General features: G+C 46.4%; 10 protein-coding genes. 7 read left to right on the top strand and 3 right to left on the bottom strand.

Going from position 1 to position 12,960, the window contains the following annotated elements:
* The first annotated feature begins 210 nt into the window (after positions 1-210).
* Entirely contained in the window at positions 211-372 is a 162-nt protein-coding gene (locus QUA40_RS24990) for a hypothetical protein (protein WP_333130881.1), read from the top strand.
* Positions 373-708: 336 nt separating this feature from the next.
* Here QUA40_RS24990 and QUA40_RS24995 read toward each other — a convergent pair whose 3' ends face one another.
* Positions 709-900, bottom strand: coding sequence for a hypothetical protein (locus tag QUA40_RS24995; RefSeq protein ID WP_333130883.1), 192 nt, complete (start codon positions 898-900; stop codon positions 709-711).
* A 738-nt stretch (positions 901-1,638) separates the two neighbouring features.
* Between QUA40_RS24995 and QUA40_RS25000 the strand changes: the two genes are divergently transcribed.
* Complete coding sequence (locus QUA40_RS25000) at positions 1,639-3,672, top strand: iron uptake porin (RefSeq protein WP_333130885.1); 2,034 nt, start codon at positions 1,639-1,641, stop codon at positions 3,670-3,672.
* A 191-nt stretch (positions 3,673-3,863) separates the two neighbouring features.
* Here the strand turns inward: QUA40_RS25000 and QUA40_RS25005 are convergent, their stop codons facing one another.
* On the bottom strand, positions 3,864-5,117 hold the full coding sequence (locus QUA40_RS25005) for an FIST N-terminal domain-containing protein (protein ID WP_333130887.1): 1,254 nt from the start codon (positions 5,115-5,117) through the stop codon (positions 3,864-3,866).
* Positions 5,118-5,857: 740 nt separating this feature from the next.
* Between QUA40_RS25005 and QUA40_RS25010 the strand changes: the two genes are divergently transcribed.
* From QUA40_RS25010 to QUA40_RS25030, 5 genes are all read left to right on the top strand, one after another.
* Positions 5,858-6,094 (top strand): Calvin cycle protein CP12, encoded by a 237-nt coding sequence (locus QUA40_RS25010; protein ID WP_333130889.1) that lies wholly within the window; start codon positions 5,858-5,860, stop codon positions 6,092-6,094.
* Between the two features lie 404 nt (positions 6,095-6,498).
* Complete coding sequence (locus QUA40_RS25015) at positions 6,499-7,119, top strand: DUF3177 family protein (RefSeq protein WP_333130891.1); 621 nt, start codon at positions 6,499-6,501, stop codon at positions 7,117-7,119.
* 259 nt (positions 7,120-7,378) lie between these two features.
* Entirely contained in the window at positions 7,379-8,833 is a 1,455-nt protein-coding gene (locus QUA40_RS25020) for a hypothetical protein (protein WP_333130897.1), read from the top strand.
* Between the two features lie 515 nt (positions 8,834-9,348).
* Positions 9,349-9,630: a peptidoglycan-binding domain-containing protein gene (locus QUA40_RS25025; protein WP_333130893.1), complete on the top strand. Its 282-nt coding sequence runs from the start codon at positions 9,349-9,351 to the stop codon at positions 9,628-9,630.
* Between the two features lie 221 nt (positions 9,631-9,851).
* Positions 9,852-10,124, top strand: coding sequence for a peptidoglycan-binding domain-containing protein (locus QUA40_RS25030; RefSeq protein WP_333130895.1), 273 nt, complete (start codon positions 9,852-9,854; stop codon positions 10,122-10,124).
* Between the two features lie 48 nt (positions 10,125-10,172).
* Here QUA40_RS25030 and QUA40_RS25035 read toward each other — a convergent pair.
* A partial coding sequence (locus QUA40_RS25035; RefSeq protein ID WP_445301196.1) for an ATP-binding protein occupies positions 10,173-12,960 on the bottom strand: 2,788 nt, incomplete at its 5' end.

Consider the following 12,960-nt stretch of genomic DNA (forward strand, 5'->3'; position numbering starts at 1 on the left):
GCACTTTATTCTCGATCGCGCGCTCAAAACCCAGGCTACCTCAAGTGCGATCGATATATTCAGCAAGCCCTACTTAAATATCCCCGGATTTGTCGCCGTAAAATCTAAAATTTCCACGTATTCTTCTAAGCTAAAAACGCCGCGTTTAGCAAAGAAAGTACCTGTGCAGAAATAGTTTGATCGCCATTGCGACCAACGAAAATTCGGGAAATGCTTCTCAACGCCCGGAATGTCAAAGAAAAATTCCGAAACATCCGCATCCGGGTAATGGTAACAAGGCTTGTCTACAATAAAATCAAAGTCGTGAAAATTAGCCCACTTGAGAACATCGCCCCAGACGATCGTATCGGCATCCAAAACCAGAAAATTTGACCAAGGACTTTTCTAGAAAGCAATCATTTTAGTTTTGCCCCAACCAAAACTTCTTTTTCTCAGAAGTGGCTCAGAGACCCTATCGTGATTAATGACGCGCACTCCGTAAACTTTTTCTAGGGGAATCACGGAAAACGTACCCTCAATCAACACGTAGATGGGAACCTCTCCCAGGAAATATCGGATGCTAGCACAGCAACCCTTTGCAAACAAATAATCTTGGTCGCACTAAGCAATAATAACACCAAAATCTTCCCTAAAACCTCACTTTTTCACTAATACCAGTTACCCAAAACAATCCAAGTGTAGGCAAGCTCCAAACCTTTATGTCATCAGTTATTGCCAATTATTTAATCGAAAATGGTATAACTTGCTCACCCCCAGCGTTTGGGTTGTTTGTTCTGACAGCAGCTCTATTTTCGACTTCTGCATTTTCGCCAGCTTAGCACTAAACTCCTGCGATCGTCCGTAGGCAAAAACATCGTTAAAACCTCTAAGAATCATGGATATAGTGGTCGGTAAACCCACTGAGCTTTCCTTGTGCCAACAGCGGGTCAAGCACCACCAGTTGCAGCCGCACTCAAACAACAAAAAAGTTGTGTTAAAATAGCGGGAAATTAAACCCGCCGACGGTTCGTCTCAAAAAAGGCGCTCGTCCTGCCAAGTCCCGACGGCAGCGGGCATCAAAAAACCAAAATTGGTCAAGCCTGAACTTTGGTTTGGATCGGGTCAATCAACCAGACTTTAAGTCTCACTTCCCCACTCATGGCGGGAAAATAGCCCCTGCCGAGTCGCGGGGTTTAAAGTTAGGTTAAAAAGCTTGACATTATAGGATATAAAGCTGTATAGGGGATGCGACAAGCAGCCACAATCCTACCTATAACTGTCTGTTAAGTCTGGCGTAACCGAGGACTCGGGGCAGTTGTCAGTTAGAGGCAGATTGTGGTCGAACAAGTAGAACCAGTTGTAGATCGCCCGCAGAGCAACTCAAGCAAATCTGGCGATCGAGAGATGAAATTAGCAGGTGATGGTATAATCAACCTTAAGGTAATGTGGGCTTGACCTGAATTGATGCCTGGGCGGTACAAGGGCCCAGCCCCCTACGTTCAAGCAGAAGTAGACACGCCTACTGTGAATCAATTGTGAATCCACAGTTATGGATAGGTTCTATTTTGGCAGTTATTGTCAACAGGCAAGCAACCACAAAAATTAGCAGTTGGGAATTGCTGCTCGTCGAGTTGAATAGAGTGTGAAGGTGTGAGGAAAATGAACAGAACTTTTTGGAATTTACTGCTAGTATCCCCGACAATTTTGGGGCTATCATCAGTCGTCAGTGCCACTGCGATCGCCGCAGAAGCTCCAGCAACCGCTGAAGCCAACCAGCTAGCTACAGCTCAGTCATCTGAGTCTAAAATTGCAGAAATAGTTACAGAAATAGTTGCAGAACCAGTTGCAGCAGCCCCTGCGGCCCCAGAAAAGGTAGCTTTAAACAGCAGCGCAGAGGCAGCTCAAACCCCGGTCGCCAACTCCGCAGACGCGGAAAAACTGGCCAAAATTGAACCAGACACCAGCGCAGCAGCACTGCAAACAACAGATAGCGACATCGAGTCAGCAGCCCCAATCGCTCCCGCCAGCACAGCAGCAGCGACTGAACCCCTGGTCGCAGCAGACACAGCCGCACCCTCGCCCCAAGCATCAGACTTGGCTGTGCCAAGCAGCCAGACAGAAGTTGCTGGGAAAATTGAAGTGCCAGCAGCCAGCACCCCAGCTACTAAGGTAGAAATTGCTCAGACAGTAACGGGAGGAATGGGCGGCCCGATCGTCCCTGTCGCTCCCCAAGCGCTGCCGGCCCAACAGTCCGGAACCATGTCCCAGGTGACATCGGTCTCTCAACTCTCCGACGTGCGGCCGACAGATTGGGCATTCCAAGCCCTGCAATCCCTAGTCGAACGCTACAGTTGTATCGTAGGCTATCCCGACGGCACCTACCGCGGCAACCGCGCCCTGACTCGCTACGAATTTGCAGCCGGCGTCAACGCTTGCTTAGACAACATAACCAAACTAATTGGGTCAACAGGTAACTTGGTTACCAAAGATGACTTAGCCATCGTGCAACGCCTGCAAGAAGAATTTGCAGCCGAACTTGCTACCCTGCGCGGACGAGTAGACGGCCTAGAAGCTCGCACCGCAGAACTCGAAGCCAACCAGTTCTCCACCACAACCAAACTGGCTGGAGAAGCCGTTTTTGCTGTCAGCGACACCTTCAGCGGAGATGGTATCCGCCTTCACGACGACAACACTGTCACCAACTTCGGCTACCGGGTGCGGTTGAACTTATTGACAAGCTTCACCGGTCGAGACTTGCTCAGAACCCGCTTGCAAGCAAACAACGTCGCCAACTACTCAGCAGCAACCGCTACGGGTACTAACATGGCTCGCCTAGCCTTTGATGGGGGTGAGAACAGCAATTTCTCACTAGATGAAGTGTACTATCGTTTCCCGGTCGGTGCCGCTACAGTCTTTGTCGGTCCTAAAGGACTTGACCTGGATGAAATTGCAGACACGGTAACACCCTTTAACTCTACGGGTACTGGTGCAATTTCCAGATTTGGAGTTCGTAACCCGGCCGTATTCCGCGGGCCGCAGGGAGCTGGCGCAAGTTTGACTTTCAACTTGGGCCCCCTCCGAGCTACTGGGGGCTATCTTGCCTCCGACGGCGATGCTCCCAACCCCGCAAACGGCAGGGGCGTGGCCGACGGTTCTTTCAGCGCTCTGGGTCAGATCGGCTTTTTTAGCAAACCGTTTGATTTGGCCTTCACTTACACCCACAAATACAATCGCGCAGGCGATGTTGGCATCATGGGTGGCACCGGCAGTTCTTTGGCTAACCGGCCCTTCGGTCAAGCAACCACTCAAGCAGATAACTATGGCGTGCAAGTTAACTTCAAACCCAGCAGCCACTTTCAGCTTGGCGGTTGGTACGGTTATACGAAGGCTGAGCAACTGCGGGGGGGCGGCAATGACGCTACCATCCAGAATGGTGCTATCACTTTGGCCCTGGCAGATTTTGGTCGGCAAGGCAACCTCCTCGGTTTTGTCTTCGGTGTACCGCCAAAAGTTACCGAGAGCGATGTCAAAAGAGACCGCAATACCTCTTATCACTTAGAGGGTTTCTATCGCTTCCAAGTTAATGACTTTATCTCAGTGACACCAGGCGTTTACGTGATTTTGCATCCCGAACAAAACAACAGAAACGACGATATCTGGGTCGGACTCCTGCGTACTACCTTTAGTTTCTAAGGTTCCCAAATATCTACTCACAGCTAAAAGCGGCAGGTGACTGCCGCTTTTAGTTATTGGTCATCAGTCGACCGATTTTAGATTTTAGATTTTAGATTTTAGATTTTAGATTTTAGATTTTAGATTGTCAACAGTTAACAGTCATCAGTCAACAGTCAACAGTCATCAGTTAACAGTCAACAGTTCACAAATTATGAATTTTGGCGGCAAATCCCGAATACGGATGTGTAGCCGTGCAGAAATGTGCTACCGCCGACGGGGCCGATTTCGCCATTGCAGAAAAACCCACTCAGCGGGATGTTTTTGAGGTATCGGCCAAACAGTCGGGAGTCAAAGTTCGATTCGCCGTAAAGCCCTTCGCCACGCCCCAGACAAGAGAACATTAAGGCGCCGACGCTAGATGTACCGCTGTACTCGGCAGCCCGCTGATAGCGATCGAGCAGCATTTCTAGGTCTTCTGCGGAGGTGCGCGCGTCCCGCAGGTGAAATTGGATGCGCTGTCCGGGACGGACTCGATCGCCGATCGCAATCGCCCCCACTTTGGGATCTACTCCCAACAGATTGCGGATTAAAAAATCTCCCGGCTCTAATTTCAGCTTGAATTCATCGCTGACTAAGCCTACAAATAACGAGTGCTGGGCTAATTCTCGGTCTTCTTCGCTCAAAGTTTGAACTAACTCTCGCAGGGCCTCTAAAGGCGATCGCTCGATGCCCCCGCTGCCGCTATCGTCGGTTTGTTCTTCGAGCTTCAGCAAAATATTCCGCTCTCCTTCCGTCACCCGATAAGGGTGCCCGATCGGCCTGCAGCCTTGAGCTACGATCGTTTCCAAAACTATATTGCCGCTCAAAGCTACCCCAACCGTCCCTTCTCGGTAAAGCTGATAGTCGCAAAACAGCGCCGCGCCCCTGCCCGCACCGTCCCCGCCGGCGAGCCCCCCTACCTTCGCCGCACCCGGATAGGCATAATCGAGCCCTTGCAGCAAATCGTTAATTTTTGCGGAAAAGGGGTCGGCAAAGATGATGAACTGCGGTTCTTCCAGGACCGGCACGCCCAAGAGATCCACCCAAGTATCTGGGGGACTGTCTAAGTCCGGCAGTTCTTCTGCACCGACGTGAAAAGTTCTGACGTTCACTCCCGGCAAGCGTGCCAGACTCAGGCTGACTGCCGGAGCTCCCTCGACTTCTTCGGTGAGGCCGCCCCGGTTCGTGCCGATGACTCCTCCCCCGCCACAGCCCAGGAGCGCGGGCACTGGCAGCAGTTCTCGGAGTAAAGGCATCAGCCGAGAATACTCGCTGGCAAAGGCAGACGAGATAAATATCAGCCCTAAATCGGCCCGGCCTCCTAGGTCGCGATCGGCTTGTTCTATAACTTCTTTGAGGGCGGATTCCAAAGAGGGACGGGTTGATAAGGCGCTGACCCATTGCATTTGGTTTTCGGTGTACATAAGGCAAACTTCTCTATAAAACTATCTCTATACATTAGGCTAACCGGAACTGGCCGCTGGGGGGACGGTATTCTTGGGCGATCGATTCCCCCTCGATTGCCGTTCTTGTGTTAACATAAGTTAACATGAGAGTCCCATTAATCTATTGTGTGTTAAATGCCGTGTTCAGCTAAATCTTAAAAGATAAAGCTCAATACAGTTTGACACACCAACCTCGTGTAATGTTTTCATCAAAAGTAAGGTCAGCTCGACCTACATTGATGCCTGTGGACTCTTCCCCCGCCGACGGGGTAGAGTAAAGCAGGAAGTAGAGACGGGCTGCGATCGCAGTTATGGATGGTTTCTATCTGGGCTGATGCAACAGCAGCCCATCTCCAGCTATTATTAGCTGGGGTCGCCAGACCGAAACTGCACATCCAACCCAAACTAACATCCAAAAAGAAAACCTTTCTTACTTAATAAGGTCAACGACCCAGGTCTACAGAAACTGGGCTTCTAGCCTAAGACTTAAACCACAGTTGACCAGCCTAAGACTTTAGAGGTCTACGTTTTTTGAGTTATGACACCAAGTGGATGCTTAGCTAGTCCCTTGCTGTGTCGTTAACGGTTAAACTTCTTTATTTGGGTTAAAGACGTGCCGTTACCCGAACAAGCTCACTAAACAAAGGCGCGTGCTAACATTACCTAGAAATAGGTCGGGGACAACCATATTCTCCTACACATTCATACCAACAAGCTTTATGACAACAACACCCGCAGGCAACATCCAAGAAAAAATTGAAGAAGAACTAGAAAGCGCTCGTACTGTCTGTGACCTCAAGGGCGCGGCTTCCGGGGAATGCGCGGCGGCGTGGGACGCAGTTGAAGAACTGCAAGCAGAAGCTTCCCACCAAAAGCAAGTCAAACCTCAGAATTCTTTTGCAAAATATTGCGACGACAATCCTGACGCTGCTGAGTGCCGCATCTACGAGGAATAAACGAGCCATTTAGCTCTATGCCTTCCCTCCCGCGCCGAAATCTAACTTTTGGCGCGGGAGAATTTTATTTTACGGGTTGAGCTTTTAGGTAATGGCGAGATTTGCCCTCTATCCCAATACGGTTCAAATCCGCCAGCTTCCCCCTAGCCCGACGAACCAAGGGGGACAAGAACTTGCTCTGGCGCGCGCCTTGGTTGGGGGGATGGGAAGGGGAGATCCGAGGAATAAACAGTTTTAACCAAAGCTTATAGCCCTCTATCGTGTCTCCAGTACCCTTCAAAGCGCGCCAACTACCTTAGAAAAAATAGCAGCAACTAAAACATTAAGACCGTGTTCTGGTTGCTGATTTTTTAGCATTTTTGTAGTAAAATTTGTGACAAATAAGTGAGTATATTTTCCCAAAGATGTTGAGTCTTTTATTGGCAGCCACCGGGCCTTGGTTTCAACCGCTAGTATGGATGGATTACCGGTTGTCTGTGTTATTAACAATTTCGATCCCGCTGGTAGTGCTGATTTGGGCTGTTGTGGCAAAAGCTGAGGCGATCGTCCGTTTGTCGATTATTTATTGGCGGGTGGCGAGTTTGCTGGCAATTACACTTTACCTGATGATGGCTGCGCTGCCTGTGAGCTTTGTATCGTCGGTGATTGGGAGGGCCTTAATTCCGGCTAGTCTGTGGTTTTGGGAGGATTTAAACGAAGAAATTGCCGATCGACCCCAATCGCCCCTGAAACTGGCTTTTACAGCTTGGCGGTGGGCGATTACTGTTTACAGCGGTTTGGGCGCTCTAGCTCAACTTCCCTTCTTAAGCTGTGCCTTTAAATCTCAAATTCAGATAATTGACGAACCTTTTTGTCGCGTTTGGTTAGATCCACCTTGGCTGTACAAACAAATGTTTCACGCTACGGCAAACCCTCAATTTTTAGGATTGTTGGGTCTGATAGGTTTAGGAATCTATGTAATTTACTTGTCCTACTTTGTGCTAATTAGATTAGGAAAACAGGGGAGGTCAGCTACCGGGAATTAATTTGATTTCAAGTAAGTATTTGCCTCATAAATTGCAGCTAAAGTATTCAAAAAAAAGCTCAAAAATTCAAGTCAAAAAAGCCTGGGCGCATCTACAAAAGAATCAAACTAACAGCATGGTGGCTGACGTGACCCCCAAAAACGGATATTTGCGAACGACTCCTGTCGTGAAGAGCTAAAAATTTTAGACTAAGGTTGAAGGTTCCAGATTTATCTGTGGAGTAAATCTAAAATCTAAAATCTAAAATCGAGTGACAGCAATGTTATTGGGAAAGACTGTGATGGATAGCAAACAAGCCTACTTACAGTGCTTAGAAAAGCTGATTTGGGCGATCGATCGCCTGGAAGCAAAAGTCGAACCAAGTGAACTCGCTCGTATTGCCGAACTGATTGTTCAGCCAATGATGGGGCCCTGGCGGTTTTTTCACACTCCCGAACATATTTTTGATGTGGGGGGAGATGAAGATGCGATCGAGGTTTTGGCAGCTTTATTTCACGATACCGTCTACGTGCAAGTCGATCGCAGCATTAACTTTAACGTCAGCTACTACATCACTCCTGTTGCAAAAGAGGTTAACAAACAGCTACAAATTCGGGATAAATCTGAACTGTCTGCGGATGCTACCTTCGAGATGGTAATGCTGGTATTCAATTTTGTACCGGGCGAAGTCCTCAATCCTTTCGCCGGACAAAACGAATTTCTCAGCGCTGTGGTAGCAGCAAAAGCTCTAGAACCATTTCTCAAACGCGAGCAATTGCTTCAAGTTGCAGGCTGCATTGAAGCAACCATTCCGTTTCGCGCCGCCGAGTCTGGAGTCACGGTAAGCCAGCGTCTTTATGACCGCTTGCAAGCAATAAATAGCCGATTTAACCTCAGTTTGACTGATGAGGAAATGGGGGAAACCGTCAAAAAAGCTGTGCGAATTTCTAACCGGGATGTGATGAGTTTTGCTCACCATAGTTCAGCCCATTTTTTGGCAAATACCTGGAACTTACTGCCGGAAACAAATCACAATCTCATCTGCTGCGGTTTTTACACGGTTCGTGACTACCGAGTTGCTTTGCTGAAGATGGAAGGTTTTCTGAGTTATCTCAAGCCAGAAATAATTTTCCGGCAGTTTGAGGGATATCCAGACGATCGCACGTATCAGCGCTGGCAAACTACTGCTAAGTACAATCTCAAAATTGCCAAGCTTTATTTGGGGTGCAAACTGTCTGCTCTCGCCCTGCTAGAAGCTCTTTCTTCTGGTTTGGGGATCGATGTTTCTCTGGCAATGATCATGGGGGGAAGTCCGGATCAAGCTGTCAAATGCGTGCGCCTGGAAAGCTTTTTCCCAGAAATAGATAAACCTTACCAACCTCAAATAGATTTAGAAGTGGAAGTATTAAATTTATTAGAAAATGGGCGCGCTAAAAGCATTTCTAATACCGATTTGGAGAACTCGCCACTGACAACGTTTATGGTGAAAAAAGTTGGCTTTGACGAAATGCGCTATCAGTGCGATCGAGCTAAGGAATTTTTTAAAGAAAATCTCAACGCCGATGATTTTATTTCCGACTTTAACCCGATACTTACAGAAATTGTCATTGATTCAATTCTCAAGTTGTTTGACACCCGCAAATCTACTATCTACCGATACTACGATATCACTTCTAAGTTAAAGTCTCAACCCCAGGCCAATTTTGCCGATCGCCATTTTCGCTCAAATAGTTAACTAGCTTTAAATACAGTATTTTTGCCTCCTCTCTAGAAAAGACCATTCCTCAGCTTATACAAGAGTGCAGCGATTACACCGTGACAGGATGGATTGCCTCGCTTTATCTACTTCAATCTGCCTATCCATCCCGACACCAACGGCCGTACAGGTAAGTAGGTAGGCAAGATTAAACCGCATAATGTAACCCTATGTAAACAGGTTTAAGTCACCCAGTAGAGAGCCTTTGGAGACTTTGCCCTCGTTTACATAGGGGCGTTTTTTCGCGCCCACTTACTTATGGTGTGGGGCTGGTGGCAAAGATGCTGAAAGTTGATAAAAAAGGGAAATTCGCTGCTGTTTGCCTTTGACAATTACTTTGTACAAAATGGATTTGATAGCTGGCTGTCACTCATCTGAGTTACCCCAGATAAGCGTCACTATAAAAAGCGACTGTTAAAGCACTTCCTCTCACAGCTACAACTGGGGAATAGCAAGTTCAAACAACTTGCCAACCACTAATCCCCAATCAAACCATGCAAACCACAAATTCAATTTACACTCAATTGCCTCTTTGCTCTTCACTGCCCACACTGCAACGCAATAACAGCACGGGTGCCAATAAAGACGTGCGCTATCTCCAACAATCCTTAGTTAAAAACGGAGATCCCGTAGCAACTGATGGATTTTTCGGTCCAAAAACTGAACAGGCAGTCATAAAATTTCAAAAGGAAAATAAGATTGCTGTTGATGGCATTGTCGGTCCTCAAACTTGGAGTTTATTAGGCGCTTGTTATACAAGTGAACCTGGATGTTAAATCCAAGTTAACTAATCCTAGGCACACGGGTAGCAAGAAACTGGGTTTTTTCACAGCAATACTTCCTTTACGCCCCCAGAAACGCTAAAAAACCTGATGGTTCAGCGAAGCCTAAACCCCGTTTCTGCCAGTCAAAAGTGTATCCAGGACTATTAATTAACATCATTTCCGCACTTCTCTGCTTTCACACAACTTGCAAACAACCAATCGAGAATCAAACCATGCAAACCACAAACGCAATTCACATGGAATTACCTTCCTGCCGTTATTTTCCCCTACTGAAACGCAACGATGGCGTCACCCAAAATGAGGACGTTCGCTACCTTCAGCGACTGTTGAACGCCAGCGGATTTTCCGTAACTACTGATGGAGGATTCGACCAGAAAACCCAACAAGCAGTCATCAATTTTCAAAAGCAACAACAAATCCTTGCTGATGGCATTGTCGGCCCTAAAACTTGGAATAAATTGGGCGTTTGTACAAATATATTTTAAAGTTTGTACAACCATCTGTTAAAGAGAGTAGGGCGTGCAGTGTGCGCCCTATTTCTCCGTCGAAGTTTCCACGCCGGACCACCCCTCCGGGGCTCCGTACATTCGATACTTGCGAGCTCGTTTGAAATACAGCAGTGCTACCCGATCGTCAGGATTGATTTGTAAAATATTCTGAAATACTTTTTGGGCGGCAACAAATTTTTGCTCGTAGTAAAAATTAAGAGCTTCTTGAAAAACCTCCGCAGTTTGCTGCTTAAGTACAATGCTCTGCTCTGTTTCTGTCTCGTAAATTTCAAACACCGACACAGCATTTGTCTTTCCTTTCACCGTTACTCGATCGACAAATCTGTACTTATATTTTTCTGGCTCGTCGAGGCGATCGATAATTGCACCGCTCACTAGAATGCCCGCGCCGTAAACCTTAGTCAATCCTTCCAAACGAGACGCGAGATTCACCGCATCAGCAATCACCGTACTTTCCATCCGTTCTCGCTCGCCAATCGTACCCAACATCAAATTGCCCGCGTGCAAACCAATGCCGATCGCGATCGGAAACAAGCCATTTTTTTCTCGGTGCTGGTTGTATATATTCACTTCTTTTTGCATATCAATTGCTGCTCGCACACCATCAGATGGAGCTGTAGGAAACAGTGCCATGACTGCCTCACCAATGTATTTGTCAATAAACCCGTTATTTTTCCTTATGGCAGGGCTAACCCTGCCCAAATAAGTATTAATAAATGCAAAATTTTCAGGGGGTGTCATCTTTTCGGAAAGCGCCGTAAATGAGCGAATATCCGCAAACAGCACGGTCATATCTCTTTCCTGATGTTCCCCTAATTTTACTTCAATAATACTCGGCTTTTCCAGCAAGCTTAGAAAATCGTGCGGTACAAACCTGCCATAAGCTGCATTCAGTTTAGCAAGGCGAATTTGCGTGTTAATCCTCGCCAACAATTCCTTTTTGATAAAAGGTTTAGTTACATAATCATTTGCTTCTAAGTTAAAAGCTTCTACCAAATCGGTTGTTTGATTTTTTGCCGTGAGCATCAGAATTGGCATTTCTAAAGGCGAGTATTTTTTGCGGACTTCTAGACACACTTCATAACCAGTAATCTGCGGCATCATTAGGTCGAGTAAAATTAAGTCTGGCTTAAATCCTGATTTAATTAAATTTAAAGCTTCTAAGCCGTTGCTCGCTTGAGTTATCTCGTAGTTTTCTAGAGAAATACTGTTGATGATGACATGAATATTAATCGGCTCATCATCAACTACCAAAATTTTTATTTTTTCACTTTCTAGCAAGTCGCTATTGTCTGATAGCGGAGAATTTATTAAAGAGGATTTGGCCGCCAATTCAGGAGTGATTAAAATGGGAGAACCTTCGGTTAAACCCGCCTGTCTGCTACTAAAATCCGGCTGACTCTCAGATACGGGCAAAGTAAGGGTGAATTGAGAACCGACGCCTACAGTTGAAGATACCCAAATTTTACCTCCGTGTAATTCCACTAATTGCTTGGCAACAGTTAACCCTAAACCCGTGCCGCCATATTCTCTAGCAGTGGAACCGTCAGCTTGTTCAAAGGATTCAAAAATTCGCTCTAATTTCTCTTCCGGGATGCCAATACTGGTGTCAGATACAGTAATCGCTAATTGGGAATTAGGCGGTGATTGTGCGTTGCCAGTTACTAATTCTGCGGAAATTTCTACTGTACCACTTTCGGTAAATTTAATTGCATTGCCGATTAAGTTGTAAAGTATTTGCTGCAAGCGATTCTCGTCGGCTGCTATTGGTGGCAATTCAGAAGTGACTGAGTTAATCAACAGCAAGTTTTTTTTGCCTACTAATGGCTGAGACAAAGTGAGAATTACAGAGACTATTTCTCGAATACCGACGGGCTGAATTTGTAGTTGTATCGTTTTGTGTTTGAGCTGCGAAAAGTCCAGAATATCGTTAATTAAAGAAGACAATCTTTTTCCCGATGATGTAATCAAAGCTAAGTTAAAATTTGTGGATTCTGGCAGTTGTCCGGTAGCACCGTCTCTTAAAGATTTTGCAATCCCAATAATGCCGTTGAGGGGAGTGCGGAGTTCGTGGGAAGTATTGGCTAAGAATTCGTCTTTTAGTTTGTCCAGTCGCTGCAATTCGGTATTTTGAGTTTCTAAGGCAGTAAAAGATGCTTGCAGTTGTGCTGCCATGCTGTTAAAAGCAGTGGCAAGTACGCCCAACTCGTCGGAGCGATCGAGCTTTACAGTTTTGTCAAATTGTCCTTCAGACAAAGCTATTGCTGCATTTTTTAATTTTAAAAGAGGTTGGATAATCCAGCCAGAAGTGAGAAGTCCTAACACAGTTGCCATGCCCAAAGCTGCCAAACATAGCAACACTGTAGTTCGGTTTCCGGCATGGATTTGTTCCATAAAGTCGGCTTCTGGAACGACGACAACAATTAGCAAATCTAAACCTTTGCCGTCTTGGAATGGCAGGACTTTTAAAAATTGCTGTTTGCCGTTTATTTCAAAATTGAGTTGCTGGGATTTGCTAATTAGCTGCAAGTCTTGAAAGTGACTTTCTAAATATTTAGCTATAGTTTGCGTTACTGCATCGCTGCTTTCTGTCACTTTAAACACTTCTTTTTTACCGTTTTGGGTGCGGAAAGGTTTTTCTGGTGTGGAAGTTGCCAGCAGCGTGCCGTTTCTTTCGATAATAAAAGTTTGACCGGAGTTGCCTATTTTGAGGCTGTTTAAAAATTGACCGATACTAGACCTCTTGCAAAAGTCCCCAATAAGGGCAATAGTAAGGTGATAGAGAGGAAAAACTGATGACTTACGAACAAGT

The organism is Microcoleus sp. Pol11C3 (assembly GCF_036701485.1).
Classification (GTDB): domain Bacteria; phylum Cyanobacteriota; class Cyanobacteriia; order Cyanobacteriales; family Microcoleaceae; genus Microcoleus.

Excerpts from the sequence above, each read along its gene's own strand:
- QUA40_RS24990 (WP_333130881.1), top strand. The coding sequence starts at position 211 with ATGCTTCTCAACGCCCGGAATGTCAAAGAAAAATTCCGAAACATCCGC.
- QUA40_RS25000 (WP_333130885.1), top strand. The coding sequence starts at position 1,639 with ATGAACAGAACTTTTTGGAATTTACTGCTAGTATCCCCGACAATTTTG.
- QUA40_RS25005 (WP_333130887.1), bottom strand. The coding sequence starts at position 5,117 with ATGTACACCGAAAACCAAATGCAATGGGTCAGCGCCTTATCAACCCGT.
- QUA40_RS25010 (WP_333130889.1), top strand. The coding sequence starts at position 5,858 with ATGACAACAACACCCGCAGGCAACATCCAAGAAAAAATTGAAGAAGAA.
- QUA40_RS25015 (WP_333130891.1), top strand. The coding sequence starts at position 6,499 with ATGTTGAGTCTTTTATTGGCAGCCACCGGGCCTTGGTTTCAACCGCTA.
- QUA40_RS25020 (WP_333130897.1), top strand. The coding sequence starts at position 7,379 with ATGTTATTGGGAAAGACTGTGATGGATAGCAAACAAGCCTACTTACAG.
- QUA40_RS25025 (WP_333130893.1), top strand. The coding sequence starts at position 9,349 with ATGCAAACCACAAATTCAATTTACACTCAATTGCCTCTTTGCTCTTCA.
- QUA40_RS25030 (WP_333130895.1), top strand. The coding sequence starts at position 9,852 with ATGCAAACCACAAACGCAATTCACATGGAATTACCTTCCTGCCGTTAT.